We start from the raw sequence: 17,243 nt of genomic DNA, 5'->3' as shown, positions 1-17,243 counted from the left end.
TCGGCGGCCGTACCTTCGAGAACCTGCAGCTGGGCGACGCGGCGAAGGTCAACGTCACCGACACCACCGACGAAGTCATCGCGAAACTTACTGCGACCCCGTCGGTCACCGAAGGTGGCGTGATCACCTACACCGTGACGCTGACCAACAAAGATGGCCTGCCGATCAACAACCACTCGGCGCTGACATTCACCCTGAACGATGGCAAGACCACCATCACCGTGCCGGCCAACGGCACCGTGGGTACTGCCACCGTGGCTGCCCCGGACAACGTCTACGTCGGTGCAAACGACCCTGTGATCAAGTCGATCGCTTCGGTCAGCGGCACTGATGTCGGCAAGTTCGAGCAACTGACTCTGGACAAGACCTCGGTCAGCACCACCGTGACCGACGAGCCAGGCTCGGGTACCCCAGGCACCGGCAACCAAGGTGACGTCACCACGGTCGGCATCACCGGCACCAGTTCGCTGACCGAGGGCGAAACCGGCCAGTACACGCTAACCCTGAGCAACGCCTCCAAGGCCGAAGTCACGATCACCCTCAGCTACAGCGGCACCGCCAAAAACGGTGAGGACTTCACCGGTGTCACCACCGTGAAGATCCCGGCCAACAGCACAGGCACCACGTTCAACATCGCTACCATCGACGACAAGCTGGTCGAAGGTACCGAGAACTTCGTGGTGAAAATCGAAACTGCCACCGGTGGCAACTTCGAGAACCTGCAGGTGGATAGCAGCAAATCGAGCGTGACTACCACCATCCTCGACAACGACCACCTGCCAGTTTCGCCTGGTGGCGCGGTGTTTGGCGTGGAAGACACCGACTACGTGTTCGCCTGGAGTGATTTCAAAGTCACCGATGCCGATGGCAACACCGGTCTGTCGGTGACCATTACCTCTATCCCCGGCGCAGGCAGCCTGCAGTTCTTCAACGGTACTGCCTGGGTGAATGTGACCGTTGGCCAGGTGGTGAGCCAAGCTGACATCATCGCCAAGAACCTGAAGTTCGTTCCGCTTCTCAACCAGTCGGGCTCGGATAACTACGGTGGCAATGGCGTGGGTAACCAGAAGGCCGACTACGCACAGTTCAGGTACAAGCCGAACGATGGCACCAACCTGGGCACAGAAGTGACCATGAAGGTCGACATCAGTCCGGTAGCCGACAAACCGACGCTGAGCTTCGGCAGCGCCGATATCGACTCCAAAGGCCTGACCAAGGAAGTCTGGACCAGCCTCAAAGGCCTGGGTACTGGTGGCAATGGCATTACCGGCGAGGACCTGAAGACGGTATTTGCCAACTCTGGCAACGCCAACTCCAGCAGCACTACTACCAACGTGCAGTCCGATGGCAGCGTCACTGCTGGCACCGGCTCGAAAACGTCGGGCCTGATCTACCTGGAAGCCGGCAAGACCTACACCTTCAGCGGTACCGCCGACGACAGCTTCGTGGTCACCATTGGTGGCAAGACTGTGGTCACGGCTACCTGGGGTGCCGGTGGCCAGGTTTCGGGTACCTTCACCCCGAACACCAGTGGCTACTACCCGATCGAGGTCTACCATGCCAACCAGTCTGGTCCAGGCAGCTATGACCTGAACATCCAGGTAGGCTCGGGTGCGGCCACTGACCTGAGCAGCTCGAACATCAAGATGTATCAGAACGTGACCGAGATGGCCAACGCTGGCCTGGGCGTGTCCGACCTGCACACCGTGAATGGTCAGAGCTACTACGACGGCTACAAACTAAACGAAGGGCCGGAAGGTGGCTCGGTGAAACTGGTTGGTATCAATACTGCCCTGACCGACACCGATGGCTCCGAAACCCTGAACGTTAGCCTCAGCGGCATCCCGAAAGGCACTGTACTCAGCGATGGTGCAGGCCACACGGTCACGGTAGGCAGCGCACCGGTGGATGTAACCGGTTGGAAACTCAGCGGCCTGACCCTGACGCCGCCGGCCTACTACAAAGGCTCGTTCGACATCACGGTCACCTCGACTGCCACCGAAAGCCTGGGCGGTTCGGCCATCACCACCGGCAACATCCCGGTGACGGTGTACGGCGCAACCTACAAGGCCAGCGTGGGTACTTCGGGCAACGACACCATGACCGGCAGCGAAGGCAACGACATCATCGTCGCCGACGTGTCGGGCCTGAACGTGGTCCAGGGCAAGAACTACAACATTGCCTTCATGGTCGACAGCTCGGGCAGTATGAGTGACCAGTCTGTTGCCACGGCCAAGGCCCAGCTGGCGTCCGTGTTCCAGACGCTGAAAGCGAGCCTGGGCTCCGACTCCTCCGGTACCGTGAACATCTTCTTGGTCGACTTCGACACCCAGGTCAACAAGAACGTGACGGTGAACCTGAACGATACCGATGCCCTGAGCAAGTTGCAGACGGTACTGGACTCGATGGTGGGCGGTTCTCGCTACGGCGGTGGTACCAACTACGAAGACGCGTTCAAGACCACGTCCAACTTCTTCAAGAGCACTGTGGCCTTGAGCAATTCTGGTGCGGAGAACCTCACCTACTTCATCACTGATGGCAAGCCGACTTACTACCAGAACGGGGAAAGCACCAACCCTCGCCTATGGACCAATGGCAAGTATCTGGATGACGTGGTCAACGTCAACAATTACAAGATTGGCGACACCTTCAGTGCCTGGGCCGACAGTACGCACAAGGTTGAGATCAGCAGTAACGGGCTCATCACCGTCTCTACCTACAGGAGTAATGGCAGGCTCGACTCGACCAAGGAGATCGGGACGATCCATGCCCAAGGTGATGGTACCTACGAGACCTCCGACCTGGCGGGTACTGGCTACGCTGACGCCTGGAACTATTACTACTCAGCGGCAGGTTCCACTGCGAGCTTTGCCGTACTTGGTGGCAAAGATACCGGTCTGAGCAAGGTGCAGGCGATTGGCCTGAACAGCGATGTCTCGCTCAGCGACCTGACAGCCTATGACACTGCTGGCAAGCCACAGGCCAACATCGACCCGGCCGACCTGGCCAAGGCGATTCTGGGCCACTCCGAGGCGATCTTGCCAGGTGCAGACACCATCGATGGCGGCAACGGCAACGACATCATCTTCGGTGACCTGATCACCCTCAATGGTGTCGTCAGCGAGGGGTATCAGGCCCTGCAGACCTACGTTGCGCAGAAAAGCGGTGTCGAAGCCAGTGCTGTTACCACCAGCAACGTGCACCAGTACATCACCGAGCATTACACCGAGTTCGATATCTCCGGTGCCAACGACGGCAAGGACTTCTTGTCCGGCGGCAACGGCAACGACATCCTCTTCGGCCAAGGTGGTAACGACACGCTCGATGGTGGCAGGGGTAACGACATCCTGCTGGGCGGTACTGGCAATGACACCCTGATCGGTGGCCACGGCGACGATATCCTGATCGGTGGCAGCGGTGCCGACACCTTCGTGTGGAAGGCGGGCGATTACGGCAACGACGTGATCAAGGACTTCAAGGTAGGCGAGAAAGACAAGATCGACTTGAGCGATCTGCTGCAAGGTGAGAAGGGCAGCACGATCGACAACTACCTGAAACTCACCACTGTGGAAGGCACGACCACGTTGCAGGTCAGCAGCGAAGGCAAGCTCAACGATGCTGGCGGTCTGGCAAATGCCGATGTGACCATCAAGCTTGAAGGGGTGAACTGGTCCAACACCACGGTCAACTCGTTGATCAGCGGTGCTGACCCGACCATCATCATCCACAACAAAGACAGCTGATGCGCTACAGGGCCGCTTCGCGGCCCTTTCGCGACACAAAGGCCGCTCCCACACGGGTCTTTCCTGCCATCTGCTGACAGCGCATACTCTTGCGCCGGGCCTGCGCGCCCGGCGATCTTTGCCTATGCTGCTGTCTACCAACAAGGAACCAACGTGACGAGGGACACCGCCATGTTCTACGTGCAACGCGACGCCGCTGGCCAGTTGCTGCGGGTAGAAGCAGCTGCTTTTGACCAGTTCACCGAAATGCTCCCCGCCGACCATGCCGATATCCAGGAATGGTTTGCCGATGACGCCGTGGAAAACAGCCTCAACCAGCTCAAGCAAAGTGACCTGGACATGATCCGCGTGCTCGAGGACCTCATCGACGTGCTGACCGCCAAGGGGGTGTTCAAGATCACCGACCTGCCCGCCGGCGCACAGGCCAAGCTGCTCAACCGCTCCACCGCGCGCAAGGCGCTCAGCAGCCTCAACAACCTGATCGACGAAGAAGAGCAGGGTGGGCTGATCTGACAGCAGGGCAGCCCCGGCGACAGTGATATGGTTATTCTTTAAAGGTATTTAAAATATCGCGCTTATGACTTTATAGTCACATCCACTGCGTACCCGTCGACCAATCGATGCGCCGCACGACTTGAACCCACACGGGAAATCCCCGTGCGTTTCTGATCGTTGCGCGCCATTGAAGTCGCGCACTGCGTGGGAGTGATAAATGTCAGCCGCCTCGAACGCCTTGTCGACCATCGACAGCGCCCAGCCGCAAGTTTTCGAAATCCGCCCGTTCTCCGGTGCCGTAGGCGCCGAGATCATCGGCCTGGACCTGGCCAAACCGGTCAACGCCGAGGATTTCGCCCGTATCCATCGCGCCCACCTCGACCACCATGTGCTGGTGTTCCGCGACCAGCGCATCAGCCCGGAAACGCAGATTGCCTTCAGCCGCCGCTTTGGTGAGTTGCAGATCCATGTGCTCAAGCAGTTCCTGCTGGCAGGCCATCCCGAGATCCTGATCGTTTCCAACATCATCGAAAACGGTCAGAACATCGGCCTGGGTGATGCTGGCAAGTTCTGGCACTCCGACCTTTCATACAAAGCGCTGCCCAGCCTCGGTTCCATGCTGCATGCCCAGGAACTGCCAAGCGAAGGCGGCGATACGCTGTTCGCCGACATGCACAAAGCCTGGGACGCCGTACCCGACGCCCTGCGCAAAGTGGTCGAGGGCCGCAGTGCTGCCCACTCCTATACCGCCCGTTACGCCGAAACCAAATTTGAAGGTAACTGGCGCCCGAACCTGACCGCCGAGCAATTGGCGCAGGTACAGGAAGTTATCCACCCGGTGGTCCGCACCCACCCGGAGAACGGCCGCAAGGCGCTGTTTGTCAGTGAAGGCTTCACCACCCGCATCGTCGGCCTGCCAGACGATGAAAGCCGCGACGTGCTGCAACAGCTGTACGCACTGAGCGTGCTGGAGCAGAACATCTACCGCCACCAATGGCAGCCCCATGACCTGGTGTTCTGGGACAACCGCTCGTTGATCCACCTGGCCGCCGGCTGCCCCGCACACCTGCGCCGCAAGCTGTACCGCACCACCATCCAGGGCGACGCCCCGTTCTGACGACTGAGGACATCATCATGCGCAAATCCATCAGCCGCCTGGCGGCAAGCATCGGCCTGGGCGCAAGCCTGGTCGTTGGCAGCCTGGCTGCCCCTGCAGTGGCCCAGGCCGAAGGCAAGATCCGCATTGCCGAACAGTTCGGCATCGTCTACCTGCTGCTGAACGTGGTGCGTGACCAGCACCTGATCGAAAAGCACGGCAAGGAGCAGGGCATCGAAATCGACGTCGACTGGGCCCAGCTGTCGGGTGGCTCGGCCATCAACGACGCACTGCTGTCCGGTTCGGTAGACATCGCCGGCGCGGGTGTCGGCCCGTTGCTTACGGTGTGGGACCGCACCAAGGGTCGGCAGAATGTGAAGGCCGTGGCCTCGCTGGGCAACTTCCCGTACTACCTGGTCAGCAGCAACCCCAACGTGAAGACCATCGCCGACATCTCCAACAAAGATCGCATCGCCGTGCCAGCGGTCGGTGTTTCGGTGCAGTCGCGCTTCCTGCAGTATGCCGCCGCCCAGCAGTGGGGCGACAAGGAATACAACCGCCTCGACAAATACACCCTCGCCGTACCTCACCCCGATGCCACTGCCGCGCTGCTGGCCGGCGGTACCGAGCTGAACGGGCACTTCTCCAACCCGCCGTTCCAGGATCAGGTACTGGCCAACAAGGACGTGCATGTGGTGCTCAACAGCTATGACCTGCTCGGCCCCAACTCGCCGACCTTGTTGTTCGCCACCGAGAAATTTCGCAAGGACAACCCTAAAACCTACAAGGCCTTCGTTGACGCCCTGGCCGAAGCCGCAGACTTCGCCCAGAAAGACAAGGCAGCTGCCGCCGACACCTACATCCGTGTGACCAAGGCCAAGATCGACCGCGACGCGTTGATCAAGCTGATCGACAACCCGCAGTACGAATTCACCGTCACGCCAAAGAACACCTACAAGCTGGCCGATTTCCTCTATCGGGTAGGCGCCATCAAGCATAAGCCGGAATCGTGGAAGGACTACTTCTTCCAGGATGAACGCCCGCTGCAAGGGAGCTGATCGATCATGACCGCCCCATTGCCAGGCCACACGGCCAGCAACCTGAGCCGTGTCGCAACGCCGCCTTTGCTCAAGGTGGATAACCTCAGCCTCGAATACCGCACCGCGCAACGCGTGGTGCGGGCCACCCACGAGGTCAGCTTTGAAGTCGACCGTGCCGACCGCTTTGTGCTACTTGGCCCCTCAGGCTGCGGCAAGTCCACCTTGCTCAAGGCCGTCGCCGGTTTCATCCAGCCGCAGGAAGGGCAGATTCTGTTGCAGGGCCAGGCTGTCCGTGGTCCGGGCCCCGACCGCATAGTGGTGTTCCAGGAGTTTGACCAGCTGCCGCCGTGGAAAACGGTAAAGCAGAACGTCATGTTCCCGCTGCTGGTGTCGCGCCAGCTCAAGCGCGCCGAAGCCGAAGAGCGGGCACTGCATTACCTGGAGAAGGTCGGCCTGGCCGCCTTCGCTGATGCCTATCCACACACCTTGTCGGGTGGCATGAAGGCACGCGTGGCGATTGCCCGGGCCTTGGCCACACAGCCGAAGATTTTGTTGATGGATGAGCCGTTCGCCGCCCTTGATGCGCTGACCCGGCGCAAGATGCAGGAAGAGCTGTTGCTGCTGTGGGAGGAAGTACGGTTCACCCTGCTGTTCGTGACCCACTCCATCGAGGAGGCGCTGGTGGTCGGCAACCGCATCCTGCTGCTGTCGCCGCACCCGGGGCGGGTACGGGCCGAAGTGCACAGCCATCAGTACGACCTGGGCAGCCTGGGTGGCAGCGACTTCCAGGCCAGTGCCCGGCGTATCCACCGTCTGCTGTTTGACGAGGCGGACACCCCGCAACAGCCTGACGAGCTTGGTTTTAACGATATTCGCATCGCCTACTGACAGGAGCTTCAGCCATGACCACTACACCTGTACGCCAGGAATACGAGGTGCAGCTGGAGCCCCTGCTCAGTGTGCCTCTGGAACGACAACTGCCGTTGGCCCGGCGCCTGTGGCAGCAAGGCTGGCTGCGCAAGGCGGTTATCCTGCTGGTGATCGCTGTGCTGTGGGAGGCCGTCGCCCGCTATCAGGACAACGACCTGCTGTTGCCAGGCTTTTTGCAAACCGCCGCCGCCCTGTGGGACGGGATGATCAGTGGCGAACTGCCGGCCAAGGTTGGCGTGTCGCTGGTGATTCTGCTCAAGGGTTATGTACTGGGCATCGTCCTGGCATTCGGCCTGACCAGCCTGGCGGTTTCGACCCAGCTGGGCCGCGACCTGCTGGGCACATTGACCTCGATGTTCAACCCGCTTCCGGCCATTGCCCTGCTGCCGCTGGCCTTGCTGTGGTTCGGGCTGGGCGACAATAGCCTGATCTTCGTGCTGGTGCATTCGGTGCTGTGGGCTTTGGCGCTGAATACCTACGCGGGCTTTCTTGGGGTCTCGGAAACACTGCGCATGGCGGGCCGTAACTATGGCCTGAAAGGGCTGCGGCTGGTGCTGCACATCCTGGTGCCGGCGGCTTTGCCGTCGATCCTGTCGGGGCTGAAGATCGGCTGGGCCTTTGCCTGGCGCACCCTGATTGCCGCCGAACTGGTGTTTGGCGCCAGCAGCGGTAAAGGCGGGCTGGGCTGGTACATCTTCCAGAACCGCAACGAGCTGTATACCGACAAGGTATTTGCCGGGTTGGCGGTGGTGATCCTGATTGGTTTGCTGGTGGAAGGGTTAGTGTTCAACACCCTGGAGCGGCTGACCGTGCGGCGTTGGGGGATGCAGCGCTGACCTGTACTGGCCCTATCGCCGGCAAGCTGGCTCCCACAGGTACTCCACAGGTCGTGAGGCTTGTGGCTTTCCAGTGGGAGCTGGCTTGCCGGCGATAGGGCCAGTACAGGCTATCAACTCAGGTACTGAGCCGCCGCATTGCTCAGGATCTTGCCAATCTCTTCCCTCAATACCACAGGCTGCTCCACCACCAACCCATCCCCATGGCTCAACAGCCACCAGCGCAATGGCCAGCCGTCACTCACCGTGGCCCGCAACCGATGCCCATGCTCCAGCGCCGTCAGCTGCATGTCGCTGCTCAACGGTGCAACACGCAGTTGCCGCGCCAGTGCATCGCTGATCCGTGCCACCAGCTCCACCCCCTCACCCTTCGCCGGTTGCAACGCATCCCCCCGTAGGTGCGTCAGCAAGTCGAAGTTACCGCGCAACTCGCCCACCGCACTCGCCGACCAGTGCCAGCCGAACGGGATGCTCTTGTCATTGCGCTCCAGCGGGAATATCAGCGACAGCTCATTGAGGTCGCGCTCGACAGTGCGTTTGCTGACCGTGAAGCCGACATCGCGCAGGCCCCAGACAAGCTCGGCGCTGGTAATGCCGGGGGAGCGGTTGGGCAGCTGGCGCAGCAGCGCCCACTGACGGCTGAGGGTGGCGCGAGTGGTGGCGAACGGCAAAATGTAACGTCCTTGTCTAGGCTTGCCGCAACAGGATGGCGGCACGCGTGCTGTATGGCAATTGGCCACAGCCTGCTCAGATCAAGGAACTCGCATTTGGTTGCCGTGTGCCGATTCGTTCGCGACAGGTTTTGACGTGACGTCACGCAGAATCACGCCTCATCACAGCCGAAGGTTGGGGTTGTGCGTCGTTCAATGAGGATGAACATGTCTGCTGCCAGCAATATCCATTCGCTGCTTGCCCGCCTTCTTCCCGAGCGGGTCATTGCGCCACCGGCCCCGGTCGGGAGGCGACAGTGGCTGTTTGCCGGTGTGGGTCTGCCCAGCCAGCGCTCGTTGCTGGTCAACCGCCTGGATGAGGCCAGCGACCTGCAGGCGGTGTATGCCGACCTGCGCCGCCAGGCGTTGCTGGGCAGCGTAGCGGCACTCAACGACCTCGGCTGGATCTGGCTCAACGGCAAGTACTGGCGTGCCGATACCGTGCTGGCCGGCCACCTGCTGCGCATGGCGGCCCTGCAAGGCAATGCCGCCGCTTGGTTCAACCTGGGGCAGCAGCATTACTTTGGCAAAGGCATCGACCCTTCCTACGTGCAGGCAGCGGAGTGCTATCGGCAGGCCTTTGAGCGGGGCATGCTCCACGCGGCCGCGGCATTGGGCGACCTGTATGAGGAGGAGGTGTGCGACGGCGACCTGGACTGGCAGGTCGACCTGGTTCAGGCCTACCACTGGTTCATGCGCGGGGCAGAGCGGGGTGAAGCACGCTGTCGCTTTGAGGTGGGTTACCGGCTGATGCACGGGCTGTATGTAGAGGCCGACCTGAAGGCCGCGCTGTACTGGCTGGAGCTGGCGGCAGCGGCGGGGGTGGTGCAGGCGGCAGAGGAGCTGGCGGTGCATTTCAGCAGCCGTGATGCAGCGCGCTATCAGGAATGGCGGGACCGGGCGGTGCAGATGGGCAGCACATTGGCACTGACCATGAAGCTGGAAGACCAGATCCAGCCCTGATTTTCTGTTGCCTGTTCCGGCCTCTTCGCGGGAAACCACGAGCCTCAAAATGTGGGGTACCTGTAGGAGCGGGTTTACCCGCGAAGAGGCCGGCACAGGCTAAAAAATGAACAACATTTAACCCGGTTGTCCGTCGCCCACTGTTGACGACAGGGGGAGGGCAAGGCGTATATTGATAGTTAGCAAACTATGAATATCCTTGGTTCCCTTCATGTCCCTTGATCTCCTGCGCCTGCAAGTCAGCAGTGGCATGGTGGTCGCCGCCCGTCATTGGCGGCGCATCTGCCATACCGCCCTGACCGGTTACGGCATTTCCGAAGCCTGCGCTGCGCCGCTGCTGATGATCGTGCGCCTGGGCGACGGTGTGCACCAGGTGGCCGTAGCCCAGGCTGCCGGCCTGGAAAGCCCATCACTGGTGCGCCTGCTCGACCAACTGTGCAAGGCTGGCCTGGTGTGCCGCAGCGAGGACCCACTGGACCGTCGCGCCAAGGCCCTGAGCCTGACCGCCGAAGGCCGTGCCCTGGCCGAGGCCATCGAAGCCGAGCTGGTGCGCCTGCGCCGCGATGTGCTCAACGGTATCGACCAGGCCGACCTGGAAGCCACCTTGCGCGTGCTGCGCGCCTTTGAAGCAGCCGGCCTGGGCGGTACGGGCGGGGTGGCATGAACGGCTTCTTCAGCTCTGTACCACCGGCCCGCGACTGGTTCTACGGTGCGCGTACCTTCGCCGCCTCCATGATCGCCTTGTACATCGCGTTGCTCATGCAGCTGCCGCGCCCCTACTGGGCCATGGCCACGGTGTATATCGTTTCCAGCCCCTTCGTCGGCCCCACCAGTTCCAAGGCGCTGTACCGCGCCGTGGGCACGCTGCTGGGTGCCGGCGGGGCGATTTTCCTGGTGCCGCCGCTGGTGCAGTCGCCGTTGCTGCTGAGCATCGCCATCGCCCTGTGGACCGGCACCTTGCTGTTCCTGTCGCTGAACCTGCGCACGGCCAACAACTACGTGTTGATGCTGGCTGGCTATACCCTGCCGATGATCGCCCTGGCGGTGGTCGACAACCCGCTGGCGGTGTTCGACGTGGCGTCCTCCCGTGCCCAGGAAATTTGCCTGGGGATTGTCTGTGCGGCAGTGGTCGGCGCCATTTTCTGGCCGCGCCGGCTGGCCCCCGTGGTGGTCGGCGCCACCGGTAACTGGTTCACCGAGGCGATCCGCTACAGCGACACCTACCTGGCCCGCGAAGCCAGCGCCGACAAGGTCGGCGGCATGCGCGGGGCGATGGTCGCCACCTTCAACTCGCTGGAGCTGATGATCGGCCAGCTAGGCCACGAAGGTGCCGGCCCACATACCCTGAAGAACGCTCGTGAGCTGCGTGGGCGGATGATTCACCTGCTGCCGGTCATTGATGCGCTCGACGACGCACTTGTGGCCCTGGAGGGCCGTGCCCCGGCCCAGTTCGCCCAGCTTCAACCCGTGCTTGAAGCCGCGCGCGAATGGCTGAAAGGCACTGCTCACAGCGCTTCGGTAACGCGCTGGACCGCGCTGCACGAGCAGATCGACCGCCTGCAGCCCGGTGCCGCCGCCCTCGACCAGCGCGCCGAACTGCTGCTGTCCAACGCCCTGTACCGCCTGACCGAATGGGCTGACTTGTGGCAGGACTGCTGCACCCTGCAGCACGCCTTGCGTACCGACGATGCCAAGCCTTGGCGCGCGGTGTATCGCCACTGGCGCCTGGGCCGCCTGACGGCATTCTTCGACCGTGGCCTGATGCTGTACTCGGTGGCCTCTACCGTACTGGCGATTGTGGTGGCGTGCGGCCTGTGGATTGGCCTGGGCTGGAACGATGGCGCCAGCGCCGTGATCCTTGCTGCCGTGTCGTGCAGCTTCTTTGCTGCCATGGACGACCCGGCGCCGCAGATCTACCGGTTCTTCTTCTGGACGCTGATGTCGGTCATCTTCTCCAGCCTGTACCTGTTCCTGGTGCTGCCCAACCTGCACGATTTCCCGATGCTGGTGCTGGCGTTTGCCGTGCCGTTCATCTGTATCGGCACCCTGACCGTGCAGCCGCGCTTCTACCTGGGCACCTTGCTGACCATCGTCAACACCTCGACCTTCATCAGCATCCAGGGTGCTTACGACGCCGACTTCTTCACCTTCCTCAACGCCAACCTGGCCGGCCCCGTTGGCCTGTTGTTCGCGTTCATCTGGACCTTGGTGATGCGCCCGTTCGGCGTGGAGCTGGCGGCCAAGCGCATGACCCGCTTCGCCTGGCGCGACATTGTCGAAATGACCGAGCCGGCGACCCTGGCCGAGCAACGCCAGGTGGGCGTACAGATGCTCGACCGCCTGATGCAGCACCTCCCGCGCCTGTCGCAAACCGGCCAGGACAGCGGCGTGGCACTGCGTGACCTGCGCGTGGGGCTGAACTTGCTCGACCTGCTGGCCTATATGCCGCGCGCCGGCCAGCAGGCCCGCGAGCGCTTGCGCACGGTGGTCGAAGAAGTCGGCGCGCACTACGCCGCCTGCCTGCGGGCCGGTGAGCGCCTGCATGCCCCGGCCGCGCTGCTGCGCAACATGGAACGCGCACGCCTGGCGCTGAACCTGGATGAATTGTACGAGCGTGGCGATGCCCGCACCCACCTGTTGCATGCCCTGAGTGGCCTGCGGCTGGCGCTGTTGCCGGGCGTGGAAGTGATGCTCGAACCCGCCGAACAACCGCAACTGCCCCCCGGCCTCGACGGAGCGCCCCTGTGATTGGTGAACTGGATATCAGCGGGGTGTTTCTACCCACGCTGCTGGTGATGATGTTTAGCACCTACCTGGTGTTCCTGGGGGTGCACGCGGTGCTGGTGCGCCTGCATTTCTACCGCCTGGTCTGGCACCGGGCGTTGTTCAACGTTGCTCTGTATGCCGTGCTGCTTGGCGCGGTGGACCACTTTTGCCGAAACCTGATGCTGCCATGAAAAAACCTTTGTTGACCTTGGGCCGTGTGGTCCTGACGTTGCTGGTAGTGACCTTCGCCGCCGTGCTCGTGTGGCAGATGGTGGTGTACTACATGTTTGCCCCCTGGACCCGCGACGGCCACATCCGCGCCGACGTGATCCAGATCGCCCCCGATGTGTCGGGGTTGATCCAGAAGGTCGAGGTGCGCGACAACCAGACCGTCAAACGCGGTGACGTGCTGTTCACCATCGACCAGGACCGCTTCAGCCTGGCCCTGCGCCAGGCCAAGGCTACCCTGGGCGAACGCCAGGAAACCCTGGCCCAGGCCTCACGCGAGGCGCAGCGCAACCGCAAGCTGGGCAACCTGGTGGCCGCCGAGCAGCTGGAAGAAAGCCAGTCCCGCGAGGCCCGCGCCCGCTCGGCTGTCAGCGAGGCCCAGGTGGCAGTCGATACCGCCCAGCTCAACCTCGACCGTTCGGTGGTGCGCAGCCCGGTGGACGGCTACCTGAACGACCGCGCCCCGCGTAACCACGAATTCGTCACCGCCGGCCGCCCGGTGCTGTCGGTGGTCGACAGCACCTCGTACCACGTCGATGGCTACTTTGAAGAAACCAAGCTGGGTGGCATCCACATCGGTGATGCCGTGGACATTCGCGTAATGGGCGACAACACCCGCCTGCGCGGCCATGTGCAGAGCTTTGCCGCGGGCATCGAAGACCGCGACCGCAGCAGCGGCGCCAACCTGCTGCCCAACGTCAACCCGGCGTTCAGCTGGGTGCGCCTGGCCCAGCGTATTCCGGTGCGCATCGCCTTCGATGAAGTGCCGCAGGACTTCCGCATGATTGCCGGGCGCACCGCCACGGTGTCGATCATCGAGGGCCAGCGCCCATGAAGCAGCTGATCCTGGCCGGCCTGTGCCTGTCGCTGGGGGCCTGCATGATGGTCGGGCCCGACTATGAGGTGCCCAAGGACGCTGCGGTGCAACGCAGCGATCTGAGCGGCCCGCTGCGCCAGGATGCCGATAGCGTGGTCTCGGCGCCGGTGCCCGAGGACTGGTGGCAGCTGTATCAGGACCAGCGGCTGAACGCGCTGGTGCGTCAGGCCCTGAGTGCAAACACCGAGTTGCGCGTGGCGGCGGCCAACATCGCCAAGGCCCGCGCCCAGGTCGAAGTGGCCGAATCGCAAGGTGGCTTCAATGGTGGCGTCAAACTCGGCGCCCAGCGGTTGCAGGAGTCGGGCGAAGCCTTCCTGCAGCCCGAGAAGGTACCAGTGGCCAACATTGGCGAGGCTATTATCAGTGCCTCGTACCAATTCGACCTGTGGGGTACCTTCAAGCGCGGCACCGAGGCCGCCAAGGCCAATGCCGACGCGGTGCAGGCCGCTGCCGATACCGCGCGTATCACCCTGGTGGCGGATGTGGTCAAGGCTTACACCCAGGTGTGTTCGGCCAACGAGGAACTCCACATCGCCCGCGAGTCGCTGGACCTGCAGGAGCAGAGCGTCACGCTCAACCAGCGCCTGCGCGATGCCGGCCGCGGTGATGAAACCCAGGTCACCCGTTCGCAGACCCAGTTCAAATCCTTGCGCGCCGAACTGCCACGCTTCAAGGCCGAGCGAGAAACTGGCATGTACACACTGGCCGCGCTGCTGGCCAAACCGGTCGACCAGTTGCCTGCCGGTACCGCCGATTGTGCCGAGCTGCCACACCTGAACCAGCTGGTCCCGGTGGGTGATGGCGCCGCGCTGCTCAAACGTCGCCCAGACGTGCGCCAGGCGGAGCGCCAGTTGGCTGCTGCCACCGCCTATATTGGCGTGGCCACTGGCGCCTTGTACCCGGACATCAGCATTGGCGCCCAGGTTGGCACTATCGGTATCCTGGAGAACCTCGGTGAGCCCGCAACCAACCGCTGGGGCTTTGGCCCGCAGATCAGCTGGAGCATCCCTACCAACGGCACCCGTGCGCGTATTCGCATGGCCGAAGCTTCAACCCAGGCGGCGTTGGCGAACTTCGATGGGGTTGTGCTGAACGCCATCCGCGAAACACAGACCCGCCTGGCGCAGTACAGCGCCCTGCTGGACCGGCGTGATGCCTTGGCCGAGGCAGAAAAATCGGCCAAGGAAGCGGCGGACCAGACCCACCGGTATTACCAGGCAGGGCGTGAATCGTTCCTGGCGGATTTGCAGGCCACACGCACCTATACCGACATGCGTGCGCAGTTGGCAGCGGCCAATAGTCAGGTAGCCATGGGGCAGATTGGGGTGTTCCTGGCGCTGGGTGGAGGCTGGAAGGACACCGCCAAGCCTTGAGGCCCAATCGCCGGCAAGCCAGCCCCCACTGATCAGCGCAGCTTCTGAGGGCGGCGGAATACTTGGCATCTGATTTGTAGCAAGATTTTTCATGAAATCTGCCCGGCACCCTTGAGGGAAGCAAAGTGGGAGTGAACAATGTTCTCTTTCGCATTCCCTTCGAGACTGGCCATGAAAACCCGTTCACGTCTGCTTGCCTGGTTGCCGGCTTTATTACTCGGCCCAGTGCTGGCGCTGTGCAGCTCCCTGGCGCTGGCCGAGTCCCCCGCCGAGGCCGGCAAAGCCCTGCACCTGCTGGACTACATTGGCGCCGACTACCCGCCGACCGTACAAGATGGCAAGGTGATCGACGAGGGCGAATACCGCGAGCAACAGGAATTCAGCGCGGTATTGGCCGAGCTGGTCAAAGCCCTGCCCGCAAATACCGAGCAAGCCGCGCTGGAGCAGGGCGTCCAGGCGTTGCGCCAGGCCATCGATCAGCGCCAGGAGGGCACGGCTGTCGCCAGGCAGGCCCGCCAGCTGGGCGCGCGCCTGGCAGTGGCCTACGAGGTCAGCCAGGCCCCGGTGATTACCCCGGACCCGGCCCGCGGCGCTGCGCTGTACGCGCAAAACTGCTCGATCTGCCACGGCGACACCGGCGCGGGCGACGGCCCGGCTGGCGTGGGCCTGGAGCCTGCGCCCGCCAACCTGCGCGATGTTTCACGCCTGGACCAGTTGAGTCTGTTCGACCTCTACAACACCCTCGCCCTGGGTATCGACGGCACCGAGATGCCGTCCTTTGCCGACCAGCTGGATGACCGTCAGCGTTGGGATATAGCCGCCTATATCGCCAGCTTCACCGCCAAGCCGGAAGCCGGTAAAGGCGACAAGACCTGGAACATCGCCGACCTGGCTCGCCAGACCCCGGCCGAAGTCGCCGCCAACGAAGGCAGCGCGGTCGTGGAAGCGTTCCGTGCCCAGCGAGCCCAGCCGCCGCAAGTCAAGCGCGGCCCGGCGCAACTGCTCGAATACACCGCCAGCACGCTGGACAAAAGCTTGGCCGCCTACCGCGCAGGTGACCACGACCAGGCCTATGACCTGTCGGTAGCGGCCTATCTGGAAGGCTTCGAGCTGGTGGAAAGCTCGCTGGACAACATCGACACCCAGGCGCGCAAGGACACCGAAAGATCCCTGATGGCCTACCGTCAGTCCCTGCAGGATGGCCTGCCCGTGGCCCAGGCCGAGCAGCGTCTGGCTGAGGCAAAAGGCAAGCTCGACCAGGCCGCCAAGCTGTTGGGCAGCGACGGCCTGAGCTGGTCGCTGAGTTATATCTCCGGTTTGCTGATCCTGCTGCGCGAAGGCCTGGAGGCGATTCTGGTGCTGGCCGCGATCCTGGCCTTCCTGCGTAACACCGGGCAGCAGTCGGCGGTACGCAGCGTCAACATCGGGTGGGGGCTGGCGCTGGTCGCCGGGTTCGCCACCTGGGCGGTGGCGGCCTATGTGATCGATGTGGGCGGCGCCCAGCGCGAACTGCTGGAAGGCTGCACGGCGCTGTTCGCCGCGGTGATGGTGCTTTGGCTCGGTGTATGGATGCATGACCGCCGCCACGCTGCCGCCTGGAAGGACTACATCAAAAGCAGCCTGGTCAGCGGCGGCGGGCGCTTTGGCTTTGCCATGCTGGCGTTTTTCTCGGTGTACCGCGAACTGTTCGAAGTGATCCTGTTCTACGAAACCCTGTGGTTGCAGGCAGGCCCTGCCGGGCACCACGCGGTGCTGGCGGGTGGCGCCACGGCGCTGGTGCTGCTGGTGGGCCTGGCCTGGGTGATTTTGCGCGGTTCTGCCAAGCTGCCGCTGACGCTGTTCTTCAGCATCAACGCCGCACTGCTGTGCGCGCTGTCGGTGGTGTTTGCCGGGCATGGTGTGAAGGCGCTGCAAGAAGCCGGGGTGCTGGGCACACGGCCGGTGGCGTTCTTCGAGTTCGATTGGCTGGGCATTCACGCTGATGCCTACTCGCTGTCGGCACAGGCGGTGGCCTTGCTGGCCATTGTGTTCCTGTATGGGCGCTCGTGGCTGGTGGAAAAGCGCAGGGCAACGGCCAACTGACCGGGGGCCGCGCTGCGGCACATCGCCGGCAAGCCAGCTCCCACCCCGACCGCATCAGTTTCAAGCCATGTGCAATACCTGTGGGAGCTGGCTTGCCGGCGATG

At 62.8% G+C, this 17,243-nt stretch carries 14 protein-coding genes; 13 read left to right on the top strand and 1 reads right to left on the bottom strand.

Features of this window, described 5'->3' with window-relative positions; all coding sequences use genetic code 11:
* From SB765_RS19425 to SB765_RS19400, 6 genes are all read left to right on the top strand, one after another.
* A partial coding sequence (locus SB765_RS19425; RefSeq protein WP_410931773.1) for an immunoglobulin-like domain-containing protein occupies positions 1 to 3,743 on the top strand: 3,743 nt, incomplete at its 5' end.
* A gap of 171 nt (positions 3,744 to 3,914) precedes the next feature.
* Positions 3,915 to 4,256, top strand: coding sequence for a tryptophan synthase subunit beta (locus tag SB765_RS19420; RefSeq protein ID WP_341798848.1), 342 nt, complete (start codon positions 3,915 to 3,917; stop codon positions 4,254 to 4,256).
* Between the two features lie 199 nt (positions 4,257 to 4,455).
* The gene (locus tag SB765_RS19415) at positions 4,456 to 5,355 is read left to right on the top strand and encodes a TauD/TfdA dioxygenase family protein (protein ID WP_410931772.1); all 900 of its coding nucleotides are present in this window, start codon (positions 4,456 to 4,458) and stop codon (positions 5,353 to 5,355) included.
* Between the two features lie 17 nt (positions 5,356 to 5,372).
* Positions 5,373 to 6,392, top strand: a complete 1,020-nt coding sequence (locus tag SB765_RS19410) for an ABC transporter substrate-binding protein (RefSeq protein ID WP_341797250.1) — start codon at positions 5,373 to 5,375, stop codon at positions 6,390 to 6,392.
* A gap of 6 nt (positions 6,393 to 6,398) precedes the next feature.
* Positions 6,399 to 7,262, top strand: coding sequence for an ABC transporter ATP-binding protein (locus SB765_RS19405; RefSeq protein ID WP_410931771.1), 864 nt, complete (start codon positions 6,399 to 6,401; stop codon positions 7,260 to 7,262).
* 14 nt (positions 7,263 to 7,276) lie between these two features.
* The gene (locus SB765_RS19400; RefSeq protein WP_410911059.1) at positions 7,277 to 8,140 is read left to right on the top strand and encodes an ABC transporter permease; all 864 of its coding nucleotides are present in this window, start codon (positions 7,277 to 7,279) and stop codon (positions 8,138 to 8,140) included.
* 113 nt (positions 8,141 to 8,253) lie between these two features.
* Here SB765_RS19400 and SB765_RS19395 read toward each other — a convergent pair whose 3' ends face one another.
* Positions 8,254 to 8,811, bottom strand: a complete 558-nt coding sequence (locus tag SB765_RS19395) for a WYL domain-containing protein (protein WP_063426220.1) — start codon at positions 8,809 to 8,811, stop codon at positions 8,254 to 8,256.
* A gap of 207 nt (positions 8,812 to 9,018) precedes the next feature.
* On the opposite strand from SB765_RS19395, the gene SB765_RS19390 reads away from it, so the two are divergent.
* From SB765_RS19390 to SB765_RS19360, 7 genes are all read left to right on the top strand, one after another.
* Positions 9,019 to 9,813 (top strand): tetratricopeptide repeat protein, encoded by a 795-nt coding sequence (locus tag SB765_RS19390; protein ID WP_410931770.1) that lies wholly within the window; start codon positions 9,019 to 9,021, stop codon positions 9,811 to 9,813.
* 211 nt (positions 9,814 to 10,024) lie between these two features.
* Positions 10,025 to 10,477, top strand: a complete 453-nt coding sequence (locus tag SB765_RS19385) for a MarR family winged helix-turn-helix transcriptional regulator (protein WP_341797254.1) — start codon at positions 10,025 to 10,027, stop codon at positions 10,475 to 10,477.
* Positions 10,474 to 12,561, top strand: coding sequence for an FUSC family protein (locus SB765_RS19380; protein ID WP_341797255.1), 2,088 nt, complete (start codon positions 10,474 to 10,476; stop codon positions 12,559 to 12,561). The genes SB765_RS19385 and SB765_RS19380 overlap by 4 nt, the downstream gene beginning before the upstream one ends.
* The gene (locus tag SB765_RS19375; RefSeq protein ID WP_410931769.1) at positions 12,558 to 12,770 is read left to right on the top strand and encodes a DUF1656 domain-containing protein; all 213 of its coding nucleotides are present in this window, start codon (positions 12,558 to 12,560) and stop codon (positions 12,768 to 12,770) included. The genes SB765_RS19380 and SB765_RS19375 overlap by 4 nt, the downstream gene beginning before the upstream one ends.
* On the top strand, positions 12,767 to 13,642 hold the full coding sequence (locus SB765_RS19370) for an efflux RND transporter periplasmic adaptor subunit (RefSeq protein ID WP_410931768.1): 876 nt from the start codon (positions 12,767 to 12,769) through the stop codon (positions 13,640 to 13,642). Before SB765_RS19375 ends, SB765_RS19370 begins: the two co-directional genes overlap by 4 nt.
* Positions 13,639 to 15,057, top strand: a complete 1,419-nt coding sequence (locus tag SB765_RS19365) for an efflux transporter outer membrane subunit (protein WP_410931767.1) — start codon at positions 13,639 to 13,641, stop codon at positions 15,055 to 15,057. Before SB765_RS19370 ends, SB765_RS19365 begins: the two co-directional genes overlap by 4 nt.
* A 138-nt stretch (positions 15,058 to 15,195) precedes the next feature.
* Positions 15,196 to 17,139: an FTR1 family protein gene (locus SB765_RS19360; RefSeq protein ID WP_410931766.1), complete on the top strand. Its 1,944-nt coding sequence runs from the start codon at positions 15,196 to 15,198 to the stop codon at positions 17,137 to 17,139.
* The last annotated feature ends 104 nt before the right edge of the window (positions 17,140 to 17,243 follow it).

Origin of the sequence: Pseudomonas sp. SIMBA_067, assembly GCF_046534675.1 — a bacterium.
GTDB classification, from domain to species: Bacteria; Pseudomonadota; Gammaproteobacteria; order Pseudomonadales; family Pseudomonadaceae; genus Aquipseudomonas; species Aquipseudomonas putida.
This window is presented reverse-complemented; position numbering and strand designations above follow the sequence as displayed.

What these genes read in the sequence shown, in the direction of transcription:
- SB765_RS19420 (WP_341798848.1), top strand. Translation starts at nt 3,915, where the DNA reads ATGTTCTACGTGCAACGCGACGCCGCTGGCCAGTTGCTGCGGGTAGAA.
- SB765_RS19415 (WP_410931772.1), top strand. Translation starts at nt 4,456, where the DNA reads ATGTCAGCCGCCTCGAACGCCTTGTCGACCATCGACAGCGCCCAGCCG.
- SB765_RS19410 (WP_341797250.1), top strand. Translation starts at nt 5,373, where the DNA reads ATGCGCAAATCCATCAGCCGCCTGGCGGCAAGCATCGGCCTGGGCGCA.
- SB765_RS19405 (WP_410931771.1), top strand. Translation starts at nt 6,399, where the DNA reads ATGACCGCCCCATTGCCAGGCCACACGGCCAGCAACCTGAGCCGTGTC.
- SB765_RS19400 (WP_410911059.1), top strand. Translation starts at nt 7,277, where the DNA reads ATGACCACTACACCTGTACGCCAGGAATACGAGGTGCAGCTGGAGCCC.
- SB765_RS19390 (WP_410931770.1), top strand. Translation starts at nt 9,019, where the DNA reads ATGTCTGCTGCCAGCAATATCCATTCGCTGCTTGCCCGCCTTCTTCCC.
- SB765_RS19385 (WP_341797254.1), top strand. Translation starts at nt 10,025, where the DNA reads ATGTCCCTTGATCTCCTGCGCCTGCAAGTCAGCAGTGGCATGGTGGTC.
- SB765_RS19380 (WP_341797255.1), top strand. Translation starts at nt 10,474, where the DNA reads ATGAACGGCTTCTTCAGCTCTGTACCACCGGCCCGCGACTGGTTCTAC.
- SB765_RS19370 (WP_410931768.1), top strand. Translation starts at nt 12,767, where the DNA reads ATGAAAAAACCTTTGTTGACCTTGGGCCGTGTGGTCCTGACGTTGCTG.
- SB765_RS19365 (WP_410931767.1), top strand. Translation starts at nt 13,639, where the DNA reads ATGAAGCAGCTGATCCTGGCCGGCCTGTGCCTGTCGCTGGGGGCCTGC.
- SB765_RS19360 (WP_410931766.1), top strand. Translation starts at nt 15,196, where the DNA reads ATGTTCTCTTTCGCATTCCCTTCGAGACTGGCCATGAAAACCCGTTCA.